The sequence below is a fragment of the Pontibacter sp. CAU 1760 genome, assembly GCF_054482735.1.
Genome location: NZ_JBTLRL010000011.1, coordinates 1 through 21,350, shown reverse-complemented (window position 1 = coordinate 21,350; position 21,350 = coordinate 1). Strand labels below are relative to the sequence as shown.

The 21,350-nt window shown below is 52.6% G+C and carries 17 protein-coding genes; 14 read left to right on the top strand and 3 right to left on the bottom strand.

All coding sequences use genetic code 11. From position 1 onward, the window contains the following. Positions 1 to 25: 25 nt before the first annotated feature. On the bottom strand, positions 26 to 760 hold the full coding sequence (locus ACXYMU_RS15330; RefSeq protein WP_458987292.1) for a TonB-dependent receptor plug domain-containing protein: 735 nt from the start codon (positions 758 to 760) through the stop codon (positions 26 to 28). A 781-nt stretch (positions 761 to 1,541) separates the two neighbouring features. On the opposite strand from ACXYMU_RS15330, the gene ACXYMU_RS15325 reads away from it, so the two are divergent. From ACXYMU_RS15325 to ACXYMU_RS15300, 6 genes are all read left to right on the top strand, one after another. Continuing rightward, entirely contained in the window at positions 1,542 to 2,573 is a 1,032-nt protein-coding gene (locus tag ACXYMU_RS15325) for a LacI family DNA-binding transcriptional regulator (protein WP_458987291.1), read from the top strand. Between the two features lie 93 nt (positions 2,574 to 2,666). Continuing rightward, a complete protein-coding gene (locus ACXYMU_RS15320; protein WP_458987290.1) occupies positions 2,667 to 4,106 on the top strand; it encodes a tagaturonate reductase in 1,440 nt (479 codons plus the stop codon). A gap of 35 nt (positions 4,107 to 4,141) precedes the next feature. Continuing rightward, on the top strand, positions 4,142 to 5,542 hold the full coding sequence (gene uxaC / locus ACXYMU_RS15315) for a glucuronate isomerase (protein WP_458987289.1): 1,401 nt from the start codon (positions 4,142 to 4,144) through the stop codon (positions 5,540 to 5,542). Positions 5,543 to 5,587: 45 nt separating this feature from the next. Continuing rightward, positions 5,588 to 6,640 carry a TRAP transporter substrate-binding protein gene (locus ACXYMU_RS15310; protein WP_458987288.1) on the top strand — a complete coding sequence of 351 codons (1,053 nt, stop codon included), beginning with the start codon at positions 5,588 to 5,590 and terminating at the stop codon, positions 6,638 to 6,640. Positions 6,641 to 6,661: 21 nt separating this feature from the next. Next, positions 6,662 to 7,168, top strand: a complete 507-nt coding sequence (locus ACXYMU_RS15305; protein WP_458987287.1) for a TRAP transporter small permease — start codon at positions 6,662 to 6,664, stop codon at positions 7,166 to 7,168. Positions 7,169 to 7,248: 80 nt separating this feature from the next. Then, positions 7,249 to 8,547, top strand: coding sequence for a TRAP transporter large permease (locus ACXYMU_RS15300; RefSeq protein WP_458987286.1), 1,299 nt, complete (start codon positions 7,249 to 7,251; stop codon positions 8,545 to 8,547). Positions 8,548 to 8,689: 142 nt separating this feature from the next. Here ACXYMU_RS15300 and ACXYMU_RS15295 read toward each other — a convergent pair whose 3' ends face one another. Then, positions 8,690 to 9,223: a TetR/AcrR family transcriptional regulator gene (locus ACXYMU_RS15295; RefSeq protein WP_458987285.1), complete on the bottom strand. Its 534-nt coding sequence runs from the start codon at positions 9,221 to 9,223 to the stop codon at positions 8,690 to 8,692. 820 nt (positions 9,224 to 10,043) lie between these two features. On the opposite strand from ACXYMU_RS15295, the gene ACXYMU_RS15290 reads away from it, so the two are divergent. The 8 genes from ACXYMU_RS15290 to araA all read left to right on the top strand — a co-directional run bounded on the left by ACXYMU_RS15290 (position 10,044) and on the right by araA (position 20,249). Next, entirely contained in the window at positions 10,044 to 11,177 is a 1,134-nt protein-coding gene (locus tag ACXYMU_RS15290; protein WP_458987284.1) for a Re/Si-specific NAD(P)(+) transhydrogenase subunit alpha, read from the top strand. Further along, positions 11,174 to 11,464, top strand: coding sequence for an NAD(P) transhydrogenase subunit alpha part 2 (locus ACXYMU_RS15285; protein WP_458987283.1), 291 nt, complete (start codon positions 11,174 to 11,176; stop codon positions 11,462 to 11,464). Before ACXYMU_RS15290 ends, ACXYMU_RS15285 begins: the two co-directional genes overlap by 4 nt. A 5-nt stretch (positions 11,465 to 11,469) precedes the next feature. Next, positions 11,470 to 12,876, top strand: a complete 1,407-nt coding sequence (locus ACXYMU_RS15280) for an NAD(P)(+) transhydrogenase (Re/Si-specific) subunit beta (RefSeq protein WP_458987282.1) — start codon at positions 11,470 to 11,472, stop codon at positions 12,874 to 12,876. Between the two features lie 544 nt (positions 12,877 to 13,420). Continuing rightward, positions 13,421 to 14,131, top strand: coding sequence for an NUDIX hydrolase (locus ACXYMU_RS15275; RefSeq protein WP_458987281.1), 711 nt, complete (start codon positions 13,421 to 13,423; stop codon positions 14,129 to 14,131). Between the two features lie 90 nt (positions 14,132 to 14,221). Beyond that, the gene (locus ACXYMU_RS15270) at positions 14,222 to 15,940 is read left to right on the top strand and encodes a ribulokinase (protein ID WP_458987280.1); all 1,719 of its coding nucleotides are present in this window, start codon (positions 14,222 to 14,224) and stop codon (positions 15,938 to 15,940) included. An 8-nt stretch (positions 15,941 to 15,948) separates the two neighbouring features. After that, complete coding sequence (locus tag ACXYMU_RS15265) at positions 15,949 to 16,647, top strand: L-ribulose-5-phosphate 4-epimerase (RefSeq protein WP_458987279.1); 699 nt, start codon at positions 15,949 to 15,951, stop codon at positions 16,645 to 16,647. A 137-nt stretch (positions 16,648 to 16,784) separates the two neighbouring features. Further along, entirely contained in the window at positions 16,785 to 18,659 is a 1,875-nt protein-coding gene (locus ACXYMU_RS15260) for a sodium:solute symporter family transporter (protein ID WP_458987278.1), read from the top strand. Between the two features lie 84 nt (positions 18,660 to 18,743). Next, complete coding sequence (gene araA / locus ACXYMU_RS15255) at positions 18,744 to 20,249, top strand: L-arabinose isomerase (protein ID WP_458987277.1); 1,506 nt, start codon at positions 18,744 to 18,746, stop codon at positions 20,247 to 20,249. Between the two features lie 86 nt (positions 20,250 to 20,335). Here araA and ACXYMU_RS15250 read toward each other — a convergent pair whose 3' ends face one another. Beyond that, positions 20,336 to 21,016, bottom strand: coding sequence for an HAD family hydrolase (locus ACXYMU_RS15250; RefSeq protein ID WP_458987276.1), 681 nt, complete (start codon positions 21,014 to 21,016; stop codon positions 20,336 to 20,338). Between the last annotated feature and the right edge of the window lie 334 nt (positions 21,017 to 21,350).

Sequence of the window (21,350 nt, the reverse complement as noted above, 5' to 3'; positions counted from 1 at the left end):
GATGCTGCGGACCCCGGTGAAGCCGTTATAGGTTACTTGCGTGGGCGGCCTTGCCGCCTTTCGTCGTGATCACCACCACGCCATTGGCACCCCGGGCACCGTAAATGGCCGTGGAGGCTGCATCCTTCAACACATCAATGGACTGAATTTCCTGCGGCGAAAGCACTGATAGCGCGTTCTCCATCTGAATACCGTCCACGATATAGAGCGGGGAGTTGTCTTGGGTAATAGAGCCGCCGCCGCGCACGCGTATCTGAATTTCGGCGCCCGGCTGCCCCTCTGAGGTTGTGACCTGCACCCCGGCCAACCTGCCGGCCAGCGCCTCTGCAGCAGTGCTCACCGGCACATCGCGCAGTTGCTTAGCCCCCACCGACGAGACAGAACTAGTCAGCTCGCTTCTTGGCACCGCGGTATAGCCAATAATCACCACCTCTTCCAATGCCTTCGCATCAGGCGCCAGGGTGACATTGACGGTAGCACGCCCATTGATTGGGACATCCTTTGGCTGGTAGCCGATGTACGAAAATACCAGCGTCCCGCTGCCGTCGGGCAGTGTAAGGCGGTAAACCCCGGATCCGTCTGTTGGGGCGGCAGTAGTGGTTCCTTTCAACACTACCGTCACACCGGGCAGGCCCTCCCCCTTTTCATCTACTACCTTACCGGTTACAGCAAAGCCCTGCGCAAGCACCCCTCCTATAGTGGTAAAAACGAGGGCAAGCGCCAGTAAGTACTTTGACTTTTGAAGTAAAACATGTCGCATAGAATCGTATTTAATATGAGATTTATAAATAGGTAAAGTTCGTTCTGTCAGCAGGCTGCAAATAGGCAGCAACGGTTGCTTTCTAAATCTTTAGCCCTCCCGCGTCGCCCTCCAATAGCAGCTATGCATCACATTCACCAAAGGATATTTCTATTGGCTTAAAATGCCCTCTATCCTATCACCCAATGATTAATCACTTACTACAATTAAGATAGTTTAGTGCGCAACCGATTGCATATTATAAATAATTAATGCTTAATGCAATGAAAGGAATTAATTTTTATGTAAAAGTTGTTAAAAACTACTAAATCAGCTTAAAATAGCTGTTTTTAAAAAATGTTAGTACTTACTCATGAAATCCTTATTTTAATATAAAATCTATAGATTTAGACAATAACATTAGTTTTACTCCTAAATATTTGTAATTTGCGCAAACGTTTACACAATCAAGATGTGTAGTGCCTTCAACGTAGTGTACCGCTCCCCATGTATGGTAGTAGTAAGCCATGGGAGCGCGCACTTGTTACAAGGCGAAAAAAGCTGATGCCTCTCCTCAGAAAGCGCAGGAAGCACTTTGAGGTAAGTCGCCAGCACGGCAGGCATAGGCGGCAAGTCTGGCCAAAGGGCACAGGACAGAACAGGGTAGTTCTGAACCAGATGTTCTGTATCTTGCAGTAAGCAGCCCCTGAACAAGGATTACGCGTTAAAAGGCTATTGCGCCAGAAGCATTGGCACAGAGAATCACCTGCGCAGCAGGATGACTCAATTTTAAGTAAACAACATGGAAACCAAGACCAAAGTCACTATTCACGATATCGCACAGAAGCTCAACATCACAGCATCCACTGTGTCGCGCGCCCTCAACGATAACCCACGCATCAGCGACCAGACCAAAAAGGCGGTCCTGAAAGCGGCCAAGCAACTGAATTACCAGCCCAACCATATTGCCGCAGCCCTTCGCAATGGCAAGAGCTTCCTGATCGGCATCATCGTACCCACCGCCGACCGGGCCTTTTTCGCCTCTGTGGTGCGCGGTATAGAGGAAATGGCCAATAACCTGAACTATCGGGTGATCATCAGCCAGTCTTATGACAGCTTCGACAAGGAGGCACAGACCATTGATGCCTTGCTCAGTGCACGGGTGGATGGCATCATCGCCTCGATCGGCAAAAACACAGAGAGCTTCGAACACTACCAGCGCATCCTGGACAAGCACATTCCATTGGTGCTGTTCGACCGCACCACTGACGCCCTAGAGGTGAGCCAGGTGATGATTGACGACCACCTGGGCGCCTATAAGGCCGTGGAGCACCTGATACAGCAGGGCTGCCGCCGGATCGCCCACTTCACCAGCTCCAAGAAAGTCAGCATTTTTAAGGAGCGCCTGCGTGGGTATACCGAAGCCCTGCGCGACCACGGCATCCCTTACGACGAGGAACTGGTGGTGAAAAGCAACCTGCAATTGCAAGACGGCCGGGAAAGCATGGAACAGCTCCTGCGGCTGAAAGACAGACCAGACGCTATCTTCTCGGCCAGCGACTTTGCCGCGATGGGTGCCATGCAGGTGTTGAAGGAGAACAAATTCAAAATCCCGCAGGATGTGGCGCTGGCAGGGTTCAGTAATGACCCGTTCACCTCGTTCACCGACCCCGCACTTACCACGGTGGATCAGTTTAGCATCACGATGGGCAAAAAGACGGCGGAGGTTTTCTTTGAGCAGTTGAAGTCCGACAGCGAGCGGGTAACCCCGCAGAAGATCGTCCTCAAGCCAGAGCTCATCATCCGGGAATCATCGCTCCGGAAAGGCAAATAAGGCATCTAGGACAAGCCGTTGAAAGAGCAGTTGGCCGAAACGATACGCTTGCAGCAGTTCTATACCGCACCAATACAACAAGACAGACATAGCATGAAGCCATTAAACAGAAACACAGCTACTATTTCATCAGCCCAGCGCCCCGTTAAAGTGCTGCAATTTGGCGAAGGGAATTTCCTGCGCGGCTTTGTAGACTGGATAATTGATATTCTGAACGAGAAAACCGCTTTTAATGGCGCTATAGATGTAGTGCAGCCACGGGACAGGGACCGCAAAAAGATTAAGGCGCTACAGCAGCAGGACGGGCTTTTTCATGTGCTATTGAACGGCATCAAGAGTGGCAAACCCACGCAGGAGAGCCGCCTCATCAGCTGTATTGCCAGTGCCATGAACCCTTACGACAATTACGGTGCCTACCTGAAGCGCGGCGAGAACCCAGACCTGCTGTTTGTGTTCTCGAACACAACGGAGGCGGGAATCGCGTTTGAAGCCAGCGACAAAACACTGGAGGAAATAGCGTCGAGCTTTCCCGGAAAGCTGACAGCGCTGCTTTACCACCGCTTCCGTCACTTTAGCGGGGCGCCCGACAAAGGCCTAATCATCATCCCGACCGAGCTGATCGAGCAAAACGGAGACACCCTGAAGCAAATAGTACTACAGTATGCCCATACCTGGAATTTACCGGAGGGGTTTGCTGACTGGATAGAAAAGCACAACGCCTTCTGCAACACCCTGGTGGACCGGATTGTGCCGGGCTTCCCGAAGGAGAACATTAGGGAAGTGCAGCAGAAACTGGGTTTTGAGGATAACCTGGTGGTGACCGCGGAGCCATACCACCTGTTGGTAATCGAAGCGCCCGAGCATGTACGCCAGGCATTTCCGGCGGAGGAGGCAGGCTTGCAGGTGAAGTTTGTACCGGACCTGACGCCATACCGAACCAGCAAGGTACGCATCCTAAACGGTGCGCATACCACCCTGGTGCCGGTGGCCTACCTGCACGGCTTGCGCACCGTGCGCGAGTCTGTGGAAGATGAGCAGACCGGGAAATTTATTAGGGAGGCTATCGAACAGGAAATCATACCCACTCTTGATTTGCCGAAACAGGAGCTACAGCAGTTTGCCAACGATGTGATAGAGCGGTTCCAGAACCCGTTTATCCGGCATGAGTTACTGTCTATTGCCCTCAATGCGGTGTCTAAGTACAAAGTGCGGGTGCTGCCTTCGGTGCTGGCCTACCAGCAACAAACCGGCAAACTCCCCGAACGCCTGCTGCATGCCCTGGCTGCGTTGATCCTGTTTTACCGGGGCGAATGGAACGGCGAGAAAATACCGATACAGGATGCACCCTGGGTGATCGGGAGCATAGAACGGGCCTGGCAAAAGCCCACGCTACAGGAAGTAGCTGCTGCGGTTTTGGCCGACACCGACCTATGGGGGATGGACCTGACCACCGTGCCGGGCCTGGCTGCCCTGGTGGCGGACCAAATGCAGGTGCTGCAGCAGCAGGAAAAAGCGCTTAACCCCCAGCGCTAGAAATACAGGTTTTACATTATCAACCAGTCCCCCTCATGTCATTCATAGGCGATAACTTTCTTTTGCAAACGGCAACGGCACAGCGTTTATACCACGAGCATGCCAAGCATATGCCCATCATCGATTACCACTGCCACCTGTCGGCCGAGGACATAGCCAACGACAGAAGATTTGACAACCTAACCCAGATATGGCTGGAGGGTGACCACTATAAATGGCGCGCCATGCGTACCAAAGGCATACCGGAGCGCTACTGCACCGGCGATGCTGACGATTACGAAAAATTTGAGAAGTGGGCCGAGACGGTGCCTTTTACCATGCGCAACCCGCTTTACCACTGGACGCACCTGGAACTGCAGCGTTATTTCGGCATCAACAAGATACTGAAGCCGGAAACGGCCCGGGAGATCTACAACACCTGCACGGACCTGTTGCAGTCGGAAGGCTACACCGTGCGGGGCCTGCTGCACAAGATGAATGTGGAGGTGATTTGCACCACCGACGACCCGACAGATACCCTGGAACACCACCAGAAAATCAAGGCCGATGATTTCGGTATACAGGTGCTGCCCACGTTCCGGGCCGACAAAGTGCTGGCCATCGACAGGCAGGAGGATTTTTTGAGCTACCTGCAAAAACTGGAAACCGCCGCTGGCGTTTCGATCAGCAGCTTTCAGGGTTTGCTGGACGCGCTGCAGCAACGGCACGACTTCTTTCATGCACAAGGTTGCCGCCTCTCCGACCACGGCCTGAACACCATCTACGCCGCAGATTATACAGACGAGGAGGTACAGCACATATTCCGGAAAGCCCTGCAGCGGGAACCCCTCACGGCTACCGAGGTACTGCAGTTCCAGTCGGCGATGCTGGTGCACCTGGCCCTGCTCGATCACTCTAAAAACTGGACGCAGCAGTTCCACTTGGGCGCGCTCCGCAATAACAACAGCCGGATGATGCGCCAGCTTGGCCCTGACACAGGGTTTGACTCTATCGGGGATTTTGACGTGGCGCAGCCGCTTGCCAGGTTCCTGGACAAGCTCGACAACTCTGACCAGCTGGCCAAAACCATCCTGTACAACCTGAATCCGAGCCAGAACGAGCTGTTTGCCACCATGATCGGCAACTTCAACGACGGCAGCACCCCGGGCAAAGTACAGTTCGGCTCCGGCTGGTGGTTCCTCGACCAAAAAGACGGGATGGAAAAACAGCTGAACGCCTTGTCCAATATGGGCTTGCTGAGCCTCTTTGTAGGTATGCTGACTGACTCCCGAAGCTTCCTGTCTTACCCACGCCACGAATATTTCAGGCGAGTACTGTGCAATTTGATCGGTAACGACGTGGAAAATGGCGAGCTGCCGGAAAGTGAGATGGGCTGGGTGGGGCAGTTGGTGGAGAACATCTGCTATTACAACGCCAAGTCCTACTTCGGCTTTTAAACGCAGTCAAAACATATCGCACGCCACGAAACCCAGCAAGCAATCATGCAGAAACACACTCTCAATACTCAAAGCCTGATAGGCCGCCCAGCCCGACGCAGCCTGTTTTTGCTCTGCGCAGCGCTTCTGCTGTTGTCTGGCGTCTCCTGCCAGAAGGTTACCGGAAAGAAGGAGGTAAAGCTGGCCCACAGTCTGGAAGTTAGCCACCCGGTGCACCTGGCGATGGTCTACATGGCTGACAGGGTGCGGGAGAAGTCCGGCGGTAACCTGACTATTGATATTTACCCGAATTCGCAGTTGGGAAGCGAGCGAGAGTCGGTGGAGCTGCTGCAAATCGGTAGCCTGGGCATGACAAAGGTGTCTGCCGCCACCATGGAGAGTTTCGCTCCCAACTTGAAGGTGCTGAGCCTGCCTTACATTTTCCAGGGGAAGGAGCATTACTACAGCGTGTTGGATGGCAAGATCGGGGCTGACCTGCTGACCGAGGGTGAGCAGTACTGGCTCCGTGGCCTGACGTATTACGATGCCGGTAGCCGCAGCTTTTATACCGCAAACAAACCCATCAGCACCCCAGCAGACTTAAAGGGCCTCAAAATCAGGGTACAGGCCAGCAACACCGCCATCAGCATGGTGAACAGCTTTGGCGGTGCCGCCACGCCAATCTCTACCAGCGAGATTTATACCGCGCTGCAGCAAGGCGTGGTAGACGGTGCGGAGAACAACCCGCCCACTTTTTACCTGTCGCGCCACTACGAGGTAGCCAAACACTACGCCATCAACGAGCATACCATGGTGCCCGATATCCTGCTGATCAGCACGAGGGTATGGGAAGACCTGACACCGCAGCAGCAGCAATGGCTGCAGGAGGCAGCGGACGAGTCGGCGGTGGTGCAGCGCAAGTTATGGCATGAAGCTGAGGAGGAAGCCTTGCGTGAGGTTAAGAAAGCAGGTGTCGAGATAACTTACCCGGACAAAGCCCCCTTCGCCAAGATGGTGGAGCCTTTGTTCGAGAGCTATAAAGGCGAGCCTGAGGTGTATGAGCTGATCCGCAGGATCCGCACGGCCGGCCCCCAAGCAGCAGAAAACAGCAAGAAGTAAGCAAATAAAATCCAGCTTGATATGAAGTTTAAAGAAAGGCTCGACAGTGGCTTGTATTGGTTACTGGTGACACTAATGGCGGTTATGGTGCTGAACGTGCTTTGGCAGGTAGGCTCCCGGTTTATCCTGCGGTCGCCGAGCTCTTTCACCGATGAGCTGGCGCGTTTCCTGCTGATCTGGGTCAGCCTTTTGGGGGCCAGCTACGTGACCGGCAAAAAAATGCACCTGGCCATCGACATCCTACCCTCCAAGCTGGAAGGCAAAAAGCAGCAAAACCTACATGTGCTCATTCATACCCTGGTCGCGCTCTTCGCCTTCTTTGCGATGGTATGGGGCGGCATCAAGTTAGTGTACATCACGCTCACCTTAAACCAAACCTCTGCCGCCCTGAATGTGCCGCTGGGTTATGTATACATGGTGGTGCCGCTGAGCGGACTCATCATCATTTATTACAGCATCATCAACCTGCGGGATAAACCCGCCACGCCGGTGGAGATCGGAGAGGCGATCGGGAAAAAGGCCGCTTAGGCCTACCCTGCCGCTTAGCGCAAACCCACAAGTTATAGTTATACCCTGCCCGGCAGGCCCATACATCAAATCAGGCTTACATGGAATTGATAGAGATACTCGTACTGGTTATCAGCTTTGTTATACTGCTTACCCTGGGTGTGCCGATCGCCTTTTCTATAGGCATATCCGCCCTCCTGACCATGCTGGTGAGCATCGCTCCTGAGCCTGCCTTCACGACGCTGGCCCAACGCATGGCCACGGGCCTGGACAGTTTTGCCTTGCTGGCCATTCCTTTCTTCATCTTAGCGGGCCAGCTCATGAACCGGGGCGGCATTGCCTCGCGCCTCATCGACCTGGCCAAAGGCCTGGTAGGCACGCTCCCCGGCGGCCTGGCTTATGTAAATATCGTGGCCAGCATGCTGTTCGGCGCTATTTCCGGCTCTGCGGTGGCCGCTGCATCCGCCATTGGTGGGATCATGAACCCGCGTATGGTGAAGGAAGGCTATTCCCGCTCTTTCAGCGCGGCGGTTAACATCACATCGGCCACTACGGGCATGATCATACCACCCAGCAACATCCTTATTATTTATTCACTGGCCAGCGGTGGCGTTTCGATTGCAGCATTGTTTGTGGCAGGGTATATCCCGGGCCTTATGCTGGGCTTGTCCCTTATGGTGGTGGCCGGCTTCATTTCCATCAGGAACAAATACCCGGTAGGCGACAGAACCTCGCTAAAGGAAGTCGTTAAGAAATTTTTTGATGCTGTGCCAAGCCTGCTCCTGCTCATCGTGGTGATTGGCGGCATTATCGCGGGCATTTTTACGGCCACCGAAGCTTCTGCCGTTGCGGTGCTCTATACCGTAATCCTGTCCATGGTGGTATACCGCCAGGTAAAGGTTGCGGATTTGCCCGACATCCTGATTCAGACGGTGATGACCACAGCGATTGTGATGTTGCTCATCGGCACTTCGATGGGGATGTCGTGGGTGATGTCTTACGCCAATATTCCGCAGGCTTTCAGCGATGCCCTGCTTTCCATTAGCGATAACAAGATCATTATTCTGATCATTATTAACCTGATTCTGCTCTTTGTCGGGGTATTTATGGACATGACACCCGCCGTGCTCATCTTCACCCCGATCTTTTTGCCGGTAGTCACCAAACTGGGCGTTGATCCGGTGCACTTCGGCATCATCATGGTTTTGAACCTGTGTATCGGGTTGTGCACTCCGCCGGTTGGCTCCGTGCTCTTTGTGGGTTGCGGCGTTGCCGAGATCAGCATCAGCAAAGTGATAAAACCGTTGTTACCACTTTTCCTGGCTATGGTCGTGGCCCTGTTGCTCATTACCTATATCCCTGAGCTCAGCCTGTGGCTACCCCGCGCCTTTGGCCTGTAGCCCGAAACGGACATATGTAAAACAGGAACGCTCAGCGGATTTATACCTGCTGAGCGTTCCTGTTTTATGTAAAGTCTATCGTTCCCAGTCTTGAAGCCCGTGCCTGCCCAACTTGCGTGGCGCTACAGTGGGCTTTGCGGCGTTAGTGCTGGTACTTGGCCTTGATCAGGTCAAGCATTTTCACAAACCGGCCTTTGTCCTCGTTCGTGAGGTATAAACGCCAGAGGCCTTCCACCAGCAGCATCAGGATTTCTGTTTCCAGTTCCGGCTCCGCATAACCCAGTTTCTCAAAGGCACCCACCAACTTCTGCATCACAGAGTTGGAGTAGCGCATGTGGTGTTTCTGCGAAATTTCCTCATCCACGAGCCTGAATTGCATGCGCCAGAAGTTGCGCTCTTCCTCCACCAGTTTCAGCGGCATGTCCAACACGTTCTCGATCAGTTGAACCGGGTCTGCTTCCACAACCAAGCCTTTGCTTCTGTCCGTGATGCGCCTGTACCCCGCCTTAACTACCGCCTCAAGCAAATTCTCTTTGCTGATATAGTGTTTAAAAATAAGTCCCTCTGATACCCCTGCCTCTTTCGCGATCAAGCTTGTGGGCGTAGCCTCATACCCTTTTTCAGCAAATAGGTTTAAAGCAGTTTCTAAAATAATTTCTTTCTTCGTCTTAAGCATCTTAAAAAAAATGGGTTTTAGCCTCTGTTCTGATACCTGCCTGCTCATTATTCCCGTGGCACAGGTTTGAAAGTACTCATCAACGATTTACAACAAGTGTAAACCGGAGGACAAAACACTTCCCTTCTGACATTCCAGATTGTAATGCACAACCAGCTATATGTAACACGACGCTACGTTTAGTTTTGTATGTACAAATAACAGTCCAAAAATACGCACTGTGGTTGGAATGACCATCAAAAAATATTAAATTAACTCAAAGATTTTTTCGAAAAGCTTTCTTAACACACCAGTCGCTTAACATTTCTCTAAGTCAAAAAAGAAATGTACTATACTTTATTATTTAAAGTTCAGTTTTGAGAGGTAAACTGCCTTCGGGTCTAAATGCTGCTATTTTAAGAAAAGCTGCTATTTATTCGGCATGCAGCTAATTATTTCGCAATAAACACCATAAATACACAACATGTTATCAATAATATTGCAGTGTTTTTAAAATTTTCCTATATTAGCTAGCCAATTTATCACCGCAGCATAACGGAACTTTGGGGAAAGGTCCGCTGCCTGGTACACAAGGCTTGCCTGGTGCTGCAGGCAAACGATTGTAGTATGACGGATATGGCTGGTCTTCGCGCTCATGCCATAATGGCAAAGTCCTAAAAGCACTGAAGCGTATTGCCGGTTTAATCATACAAAATCCCTCTTGCGGGGTGGCCTGGCTGTAGGCCTTCCATGTATTAGATTACCTTAGATAGGGAGGCAGCTCATTGAGTAGCAGTCGCCTTATTTTCTTTTTGCAAAAAACTAACCTAATTTTTTAGCCTTGAAAATAGCTGTACTAAAAGAGAGTAAACTATCCGAAAGAAGGGTGGCTCTTACGCCAGATGTCGTGAAGACACTCACCAAAGCTGGTTTTAAATGTGGTATAGAATCCGGGGCCGGTGTGTCTTCTGGTTTCTACGACCACGCCTACGAAGAAGTTGGCGGCATTATTTTTCAGAACAGGGAGCCTTTGCTCCAGGACACCGATGTGCTCCTGAAGGTAAACGCTCCTACCCCGGAAGAGGTGCTGCTGATGCGGGACGGCACCGCGCTGATCTCCTTCCTATATGCTTATACCGTTCCGGAACTTGTGGATGTATGCCTGGACAAAAAGATCAGCGCCTTTGCGATGGATGCCGTGCCCCGTATTTCCAGGGCCCAGAAAATGGATGCGCTCAGCTCTCAGGCAAACCTGGGAGGGTATAAAGCGGTGCTGCTGGGTGCCAATGCCCTGGGTAAGATATTCCCGCTGATGATGACGGCGGCAGGCACCATTACGCCTGCCCGCGTGCTTATTTTTGGTGCCGGTGTGGCCGGATTGCAGGCGGTGGCCACGGCAAAACGCCTGGGCGCGGTGGTTGAGGTAACGGATGTGCGCCCCGAGACAAAGGAGCAGGTAGAATCGTTGGGGGGCCGCTTCCTGGAGGTGCAGGCCGAGGGCGTGAAGACCGAAGGCGGTTATGCCCGCGAGGTTTCTGCCGAATACCTTCAGAAGCAAAAAGAACTCATCACCAAGCATATCGCCGATGCCGACATTGTAATCACCACCGCGCTGGTGATCGGTAAGAAAGCGCCGATGCTGGTAACCGCTGAAATGGTGGAAAGCATGAAACCGGGCTCCGTGGTAGTGGACATGGCCGTGGAATCGGGCGGAAACTGCGCCCTGAGCGAGTTTAACAAAACCGTGGTGAAGCACGGGGTCACCATCATCGGGGAGTCTAACCTGCCTGCCATGGTGCCTGTGAACGCCAGCGAGCTTTACGCCAAAAACATCAGCACGCTGCTCCTGCACCTGGCCACGAGCGAGGGCTTTAAGTGGGAGATGGATGAAGAGGTGACCAAAGGGTCCCTGATCACCCACGGCGGCGAGTTGGTACATCAGTTTACAAAAGAAATTTTAGCGAAAACAGTATGAATGCAGAAAGTCTAATTGTACTTCTTTATGTGCTGGTGCTTGCCAGCTTTGTAGGTTTCGAGCTTATCTCCAAAGTGCCCCCTACCCTGCACACCCCGCTTATGTCGGGCTCCAATGCCATCTCCGGGATCACGATTGTAGGTGCCATTGTGGCAGCCGGACCAGAGGATTGGTCGGTGAGCAAAGGACTGGCCATTGCAGCCCTGCTGCTGGCTACACTCAACGTGGTGGGCGGTTACGTCGTGACCGACCGGATGCTGCAGATGTTCAAGAAGAAAAAGAAATAACCCTTATGGAAAAAGCATTAATCATCAAAATAGCCTATCTCGTTGCCTCCGTTATGTTTATACTGGGCATCAAGATGCTGGGCAAAACCTCTACGGCCCGGCGCGGCAACTTTGTCTCGGCAGTAGCCATGCTCATTGCAGTGCTCGTTACCCTGCTCGACAGCCAGGTACTGAGCTTCACAGAAATTTTCGTGACGATACTCGTCGGCTCTGCCATTGGAACAGTAGTGGCACAGCGCGTCGAGATGACCTCCATGCCAGAAATGGTGGCCATCTTCAACGGATTCGGGGGCGCGGCCTCTGTGTTGGTGGCTACCTCTGAGTACTGGCGCATGGCGCATGCTGCCGGTTACAGCATGGAAGTGGTGGTGGGTGTCACCATCATTATCAGTGTGATCATCGGCTGCGTTACCCTCACAGGCTCGCTGGTGGCTTTCGGAAAGCTAAAAGGTTTGATCAACGGACGCGCCATTGTGTTTGGCGGTCAGCATGCGCTCAACGCCGTGTTGTTTTTGGGTGCTTTGGCCCTGTCGGTACTGGTGGTGTTGCAGCCAAACGTGGAGCTTTGGATGATGGGCGTGCTCATCATCGCCCTTGTGCTGGGCGTACTCACGGTTATCCCGATCGGGGGAGCCGATATGCCGGTGGTGATCTCGCTACTCAACTCATACTCCGGTATTGCGGCGTGCGCCACGGGTTTTGTGCTGAACAACCAGGTGCTCATCATCGCGGGTGCCCTGGTAGGCGCGTCCGGTATCATCCTCACCCAGATTATGTGTAAGGCGATGAACCGCTCGTTGGTGAACGTGCTGCTGGGTGGCTTCGGCCAGACTAGCGCTGCAGGTGCGGCCACAGGCGGCGGCGAGGATATCGTGGTGAAGGAAGTAGGCGTGGAAGAGACAGCAATGCTCTTTGAATCGGCTTCTTCTGTCATCATCGTACCGGGTTACGGTATGGCGGTCGCGCAGGCGCAGCATATTATCCGCGAGCTAACCGATATGCTGGAGAAAAGAAACATCTCCGTTAAGTTTGCCATACACCCCGTAGCGGGCCGTATGCCCGGCCACATGAACGTGCTGCTGGCAGAGGCCAACATCCCGTATGACAAGCTGATCGAGATGGACCAGATCAACGACGAGTTTGCCAACACCGACATCGCCCTGATTATTGGCGCGAACGACGTGGTGAACCCTGCCGCACGCACCAACCCTGGCAGCCCGATTTACGGCATGCCTGTGCTGAACGCCGACAAGGCCCGCACCGTGATTGTGTGCAAGCGAGGTATGAGTGCCGGTTATGCCGGTATCGAAAACGAGCTGTTCGGATACCCGAATTGCCTCATGCTGTTCGGGGATGCCAAATCGTCGATGACAAAAGTAGTGAGCGAACTAAAAGAGCTGATGCCAGCTTAAAATCCTCTGAAATTTATAAAGTGTGTAATGCCCTCATGGTTTCGAACTGTGGGGGCATCATGCTTTACAGGGGTATAACGAGTCATCGGCATGCATAATGAAAGGTATGGGCATTACCTTTTGATCTGGAATCAGCCGGTTGTAACCTATGGAGTTATGGCTAAAAAATATTTCTAGATACGATAACCGAAACAGGAAATTTCACAATTAACGCTTTCTCTATATTCAGTTTTAAGAATTAAGAGATACCTTTAATCACTGAAGGTGAAATACTGGGCCGATTTTAGAACACATTAATAGTAGACGTGACCCGATGAGGGGAGCAAAACGCGTGAACCATATAAGTTAAAAAAGCTTGTTGGGTCTATGAATTTTTATGAAATAAGTATTTATGTAGCAATTTATTAGATAAGTGTTAAATTTACAGACACATTATTTGTAAAGCACCCGGATACATCGATTCTACCTCCGTTGCTACTAATTCGCCGGATGCTTCCTTTGCGTTGGAGGAACCGCATCGAATCAGGCTCTCAAAACCATTACTATGTTAAAATACTCTGGCCAAACCCGTGTACTTGTAGCAGTCGACTGCATCATTATTGGCTTTGACGGTGAAACTTACAAACTGTTGCTCATCCAGAGAGGCTTCGCCCCTGAAAAGCGCAAGTGGAGTTTAATGGGAGGTTTTGTGCAGCCTACGGAAAGTTTGGACCAGGCGGCCAGCAGAATTTTGAAAAACCTGACCGGGCTAGATAATGTGTACCTGGAGCAACTGCATACCTTTGGCGCTCCTGACCGCGACCCTGTAGAAAGGACCATCGCCGTTACCTATTTTGCTCTGATAGATATTCAGCAGTATGAGAAGCAACTCAGCAAGGAATACCATGCCGAGTGGTTTAAACTGCAGGAGATGCCCGAACTGATTTTCGACCATAACCAGATGGTGGAGATGGCCAAGAACAGGCTGCGGTACAAGGCTGCCCTGCACCCGATCCTGTTTGAGCTGCTGCCCGAAAAGTTTACGCTTCCGCAGCTGCAAACCTTGTACGAGGGCTTGTATGACACCACGTTCGACAAGCGAAACTTCAACCGCAAACTGCTTTCTACCGGCCTTTTTGTGAAACAACTGGACAAAGACAAGGACAGCTCCAAGAAAGGCGCCTTCTATTATAAGCTTGATCGCAGCAAATACATGGACGACTTTCAGGCTTTCCTGAAGTTTGTGCCCAACCCCGAAAAATTCCTGACAGCATAGGTAAACGCATCTTTCACCATAATATGGGTTTACAATTTTGTTTGTTTTGAAATAAGTGTTAATTTGACACAAACAAAATTGAATCAGCCTGTGAAAGAAATAGCTTATGTAATTGGAGTAGACTATGGTTCAGACTCTGTCCGCTCCGTGCTGGTAAATGCACAAAATGGCGAAGAAGTAGCTTCTTCTGTTTATTATTACCCTAGATGGAAAGAAGGCAAATACTGCGACGCAGGTGCTAACCAGTTTCGGCAGCACCCGCTCGATTATGTGGAGGGGCTGGAGTATACCGTTAAAGCCTGCCTGCAAGAAGCGGGTAGCGAAGTGGCCGCCGCGGTAAAGGGCATCTCTATTGACACGACCGGCTCCACCCCTGTTGCGGTTGACCAGTCCGGTACTCCGCTGGCGCTTCTGCCGGAATTCCAGGAGAACCCGAACGCCATGTTCGTGCTCTGGAAAGACCATACCGCTATTGGCGAGGCTGCCGAAATCAATGCCCACGCCACCCGCTTCGACACCAATTACCTGCAATATGTGGGAGGGATATACTCCTCAGAGTGGTTTTGGGCCAAGCTGCTGCATGTGCTTCGCGCAGACGAGCAGGTACGCAATGCCTGCTACTCGTGGGTAGAGCACTGCGACTGGATCCCGTTCCTGTTAACTGGCGGAGACGATGTGCGGCAAATGAAGCGCAGCGTGTGCGCCGCAGGGCACAAGGCACTTTGGGCCGCTGAATTCGGAGGGCTGCCGCCGGATAGCTTCTTCTCTTCGCTGGATCCTTTGCTGACAGGCTTCACAGCGCGCCTCTTCACCGACACGTATACTTCTGACAAAGCCGCTGGCAACCTGAGCCAGGAATGGGCAACGCGCCTGGGCCTTCCGGTAGGTGTCGTGATTGGCGTGGGTGCCTTTGATGCCCACATGGGAGCCGTAGGGGGCCAGATAGAGCCCTACCACCTGAGCAAGGTAATGGGAACCTCTACCTGCGACATGCTGGTGGCTCCAACCGCTGAGGTTGAGGACAAACTGGTGCGCGGCATCTGCGGACAGGTCCCCGGCTCCGTTATCCCTGGTATGATGGGGCTGGAGGCAGGGCAGTCTGCCTTCGGGGATACCTACGCATGGTTCAAAAACCTTCTGCTCTGGCCGCTGCGCAACCTGCTGGCACAAACCCAAACCGTGTCCCCGGAAGTGGCCGAAGCCTTGTACCAGGAACTGGCGGACAAGATCATACCTGCCTTAACTAAACACGCGGAAAAGCTTCCGCTTTCAGAGAAAGACGCCTTTGCCATCGACTGGTTTAACGGCCGCCGCACGCCGGATGCCAACCAACTGCTGAAAGGAGCCATACTGGGCTTAGGGCTGGGCAGTGATGCGCCGCAGGTGTTCAGGGCTTTGGTTGAGGCTACCTGCTTTGGTGCCAAGAGCATTGTGGACCGCTTTAACGAGCAGGGTGTGCCTGTTAAAGGCCTGATCGGCTTGGGCGGAGTAGCGAAGAAGTCCCCGTTCATCATGCAGATGATGGCCGACGTGATGAACATGCCCATCCGCATCCATAAGTCAGAGCAGACCTGTGCCATCGGGGCCGCCATGTTCGCCGCTACCGCTGCGGGCCTGTATAGTGATGTAACAGAGGCGATGCACGCCATGGGCCAGGGCTTCGACGCAGAGTACTTCCCAGATGCAGGCCGCGCAGCTGTCTATGCCAAGCGCTATGAGCAGTATAAAACCCATGGCGAGGCCATCGAGCAACTCACACAGCCTGTGTCCCCCCAAGTAACCGACATTCAAGAAGAAGTAGTAAGATAAGAAGCCATATGAGCCAGTACCAACACATCAGACAAACTGCCTACGACGCCAACATGCAACTCCCTAAGCTAGGGCTGGTGCTCTTTACCTTTGGAAACGTAAGCGCTGCCGACCGCGACCTGGGGGTCTTCGCCATCAAGCCAAGCGGTGTGCCCTACGAGGAGCTTTCTCCGGAGAAGATGGTTATCGTGGACTTTGACGGAAATACGGTGGAGGGCAGCCTCCGCCCATCTTCCGACACCAAAACCCACGCGGTGCTTTACAAGCACTGGGAGAACATCGGCGGCATCGTCCATACCCATTCTACCTACGCCACGGCCTGGGCACAGGCACAGCGTGACATCCCGATTTACGGCACTACGCACGCCGACCACAACACGGTTGACATTCCCTGCGCGCCCCCCATGAACGATGAAATGATAGAGGGGGACTATGAATATGAGACGGGTTTCCAGATCATGAACTACCTGCAGGACAAGGGTATGAGTTACGAGGAGGTGGAAATGGTGCTGGTGGGGAACCACGCCCCCTTTACCTGGGGGAAAACAGCCGCCAAGGCAGTCTACAACAGCGCCGTGGTTGAGGAGATCGCCCGCATGGCGCACCTGACCGAACAGATCAACCCCAAGGCGCCACGCCTCCAACAGTCACTTATCCGAAAGCACTATGAGCGCAAGCACGGCGCAAACTCTTATTACGGACAATAAAGCTGATTAGGGTTATGGTATAAAAATCGTTATCCGACGCGTTTATTTCGCTATTTGGAGGGCGATTATTAAAATAATTGAATATTTTCACATATCTTAAAAAAATTTAAACATTTAAACCCTAAAGCTATCTTTACATGACAGCCGGATTCTCAACACTAGACTATGTAGTCTTTATCCTGTACGCCGTCATCATCTTATTCATGGGCCTTTATGTTTCCCGGAACAAGCATGGTGTGGAGAAAACGTCGGAGGAGTACTTTCTTGCCGACAAATCACTTACCTGGTGGGCTGTAGGAGCCTCGCTCATCGCCGCCAACATTTCCGCTGAGCACTTTATCGGTACCTCAGGTTCTGGCTTTGCCATCGGATTGGCTATTTCCGCTTACGAATGGATGGCTGCCATCGCCCTGATTATCGTGGCTAAATTCTTCCTGCCCGTGTTCATCGACAAGGGCATCTATACCATGCCGCAGTTCCTGAACCAGCGCTTTAACCGTGGTGTAAGTACCGCGTTTGCTGTTTTCTGGCTGTTGGTATACGTTTTCGTGAACCTGACCTCTGTAAGTTACCTGGGTGCCTTGGCCATGGAGAACATCATGGGCATTCCGCTGCAGTACGGCATTATTGGCCTATTGGCTTTCTCCGCGATTTACTCTATCTACGGTGGTCTGGAGGCAGTAGCCTGGACGGACGTAGTGCAGGTGATCTTCCTGGTAGGCGGTGGTCTGGTAACCACTTACCTGGCGCTGGATGCCGTAGGTGCCGGCGAGGGCGTGATAGCGGGTCTTGGCAACCTGTACGTGAGAGCGCGTGAGCACTTCACGATGGTTATACCGGAGGGCCGTATCTATGTGCCGGATGGCAATGGCGGCACCCGTGACGCATTTATCGACTTACCGGGTATCGCCGTAATCGCTGGTGCGATGTGGGCCACTAACCTGGGCTACTGGGGCTTTAACCAGTACATCATCCAGAAAGGTCTGGCCGCAAAGAGCATCAACGAGGCAAAGCGCGGTTTGCTGTTTGCCGGTTACCTGAAAATCTTAATGCCTTTGATCGTAGTTATACCTGGTATCGCGGCATACGTACTTTTGAACGCGCACACGCCGGAGGAACTGGCCAATATCCTGGGCAAGTCTGTTGCTGAGATGGGCGCCATCGAAAAATCCGACCAGGCTTACCCATGGCTGCTGAAGAACTTTGTGCCGGCAGGCGTTAGAGGTCTTGCCTTTGCTGCCCTGGCCGCGGCTATTGTTTCTTCGCTGGCCTCGATGGTAAACAGTACCTCCACTATCTTTACCATGGATATTTACAGCCCATACTTCAAGCCGAATGCTTCTGGCCGCGAGTTGGTAACCGTGGGTCGTATTGTGGCGGTTGTGGCTCTGGCCATTGCCGCGTTGGTAGCGCCGCAGCTTAGCTCGCTCGACCAGGTGTTCCAGTACATCCAGGAATACACCGGTTACATTTACCCAGGTGTGGTAGCTGTGTTCGGTATGGGCTTGTTCTGGAGACAGATCACTGCCAATGCCGCACTCTGGACAGCCATCGCCACGATCCCGGCAGGTATCCTCTTCAAAATCATCAGCCCGGACATGCCCTTCCTGTTGCGTATGGGTTACGTGTTCATCATCCTGTGCGTGATCGCCTCGGTGATCAGCTTTATGGAGAAAGGTAAGAAAGTAACCGTGCAGCTTCCGTCTGAGAGCAGACAGCGTAAAATTGCAGGCTTCTCTTATGTCTTCTTTGTACTGGGAGCGATTGTGTTGATTGCGGCTATCATCTACACGCCGGAGTTCAGCTACTATGGTATAGAGTCCCTGTTCTTCCTGTCAGCGTTCCTACTGATGATCGGAGTGATACTTTATACCAACGCGAAGATGCCGCTTTCTGATCCGAAAGCCATTATCTCGGATCCGGTGCTATTCAATACCGGTACGCCGTTTAACATCGGCGCTGTGGGTATCGTGGTGATCATTGCATTGATTTACTACTTCCTGTGGTATTAAAATTTAAAAAGCGTTGCGGCCTTACCGGGCTGCAACGCTTTTTTTTATCAGGTTTTATTATTGTCAATATAACACTTTATATATATGATAGCGTTAAATAAATACGAGATCTGGTTTGTGACAGGTAGCCAGCACCTTTACGGAGAGGAAACATTACGCCAGGTGGCGGAGCACTCGCAGCAAATTGCTGCTGGATTAGACGGCGCCGGGCAGGTTCCTGTGTCTGTCGTGTTCAAGCCTGTCGTGAAAACAACGGAGGAGATTTATCGCATCTGCCAAGATGCTAACGTGGCAACGAACTGCGTGGGCGTGGTGGCCTGGATGCACACCTTCTCGCCTGCCAAAATGTGGATTGGTGGCCTGAAGATCCTCAAAAAACCCTTGCTGCACCTGCACACACAGTTTAACCGAGATATTCCGTGGGAGTCTATCGACATGGACTTCATGAACCTGAACCAAAGCGCCCACGGCGACCGTGAGTTTGGCTTTATCGTGTCGCGGCTGCGCATGAACCGCAAAGTAGTGGTAGGCCATTGGCAGGATGAGGCAGTACTGGAGCAGGTTGGCGCCTGGGCCCGCGTGGCCTGTGGCTGGCAGGATTGGCAGGGAGCGAAGTTTGCCCGCATCGGCGATAACATGCGCTACGTTGCCGTTACGGAAGGCGACAAGGTAGAGGCCGAGATGAAGTTCGGTTACTCGGTAAATACCTACGGCGTTGGCGATGTTGTGAACATCATCAACCAGATCAGCGACAGGGAGGTGGATGCCCTGACCAATGAGTATGAGGAACGCTATGCGGTGGTAGAGGCACTGCGCAAAGGCGGTGCCCAGTACAGCTCGCTTCGTGAGGCCGCCAAAATCGAGATCGGCTTGCGCACGTTCCTAGAAGACGGAAACTTCAAAGGCTTTACCGATACGTTTGAAGACCTGCACGGCATGGCTCAACTGCCAGGCATTGCGGCACAGCGCCTGATGGCGCAGGGCTACGGCTTTGCCGGGGAGGGCGACTGGAAAACAGCGGCCTTGGTGCGCGCCATGAAAGTGATGGGCAGCGGCCTGGAGGGAGGCAACGCCTTTATGGAAGATTATACCTACCACTTCGACCCAAACAACCCGCTGGTACTGGGGTCGCACATGCTGGAGATAGACGAGTCGATTGCAAACGGCAAGCCTTCCTGCGAGGTGCACCCACTGGGTATAGGCGGCAAGGCCGACCCCGTTCGACTGGTGTTCAACGTGGCCGGAGGCTCCGCCCTCAACGCCTCGATCGTAGACATGGGCAACCGTTTCAGGCTGTTGGTAAACGAGGTAGAGGCCGTGGAGCCGCAGCATGACCTGCCGAACCTGCCGGTGGCGCGCGTGCTTTGGAGACCACTCCCGGACATGCAGACGGGTTGTGCCGCCTGGATACTGGCCGGAGGTGCACACCATACCTGCTACAGCCAGAACCTGAGCGCAGACCAGCTACATAACTTCGCGGATATGGCCGGTATAGAGTGCGTGGTGATCGATAAAGACACCAGACTTCGCCAGCTCGAAAATGAGTTGCGCTGGAGCGAGGTATACTACCAGATCAACAAAACGTTCTAAGGCATACACACCTAAAACTTAGGAAAAACAGCAGAAGCGGGCCCGAAAGTCCGCTTCTGCTGTTTTTATGCTTTACTGTTTAAGCGTTATTCCTGCTGGTCCTGGAAAAAGTTCGTGATGTACGGATCGGTATAGTCAGCGATGTAAGCGATCACGTTGTCATACGGCGCGAAATCCTCCTTTGGGTGCGCCGTCGTGATAACAATGCAGCGCATCCCGGCGTTTTGGGCTGCCTCCACCCCTTTCGGAGCGTCTTCCAACACAATACAGTCGGCGGGGTCAGCGTGGAGCTTCTGGGCCGCTTTCAAAAATGTTTCCGGGTCTGGCTTGCTGTTCTCCACATCATCAGCGCTCACCAGTGCGTCAAAATAAGACCGGATGTCCAGGTTATCCACCACGAAATCGATGTTATCCATGATCGCTGCCGAGGCGATGGCCATTTTCACCTGATGCTCAGCGGCGGCTTTCAGGAATCCATCCAGCCCATTGATCAGTTTCAGGTGCGGCTTGTAAGCTTTCTGGTAATACTGCTCTTTCTTAAGTGAGGCGCGGTGTACTTCGTCCCCCGAAAAGTGGTCTTCGCCGAAGATGCGGGCCAGCACTTCGCTGTTCTTGCCATACATTTCTTTCCGCACGTCATCCCAACTCATGTCGGCCCCCAAATCGTTGGTTAGTATCTCATGCCAAGCCTGGGCATGGAATTCCATATCGTCTATAACAGTCCCGTTCAGGTCGAAGAGGAGTGCGGTTGTTTTATCACGCTTCATATTAGTTGGATTACATAAGCCCACGCTACTACGGCAGGCTTTGAGGTGGCACGGCCTAGGTGAAGCCGTGTGTTACTTTATACTGATGCTTAAACACCGATCAGGCCGAATAGTTTTTGCGAAACAGGTTTTAGCGCATGCAACGCAAGTGCGCCAGAAAAACCTGGAGGCGCATGTACCCTGCCAGGAGTCACTTCATTCCCTGCCCTATAGCTAATCTTGTAGGGAAAAACCTTTGTCATTTTGCAGTTTCTCAAAGATTTTATAACCTTCTATCATATAATGTAGCTTGACGAGCGCTTCCCCCATGAGCTTTACTCCCGGCATGGGCTGT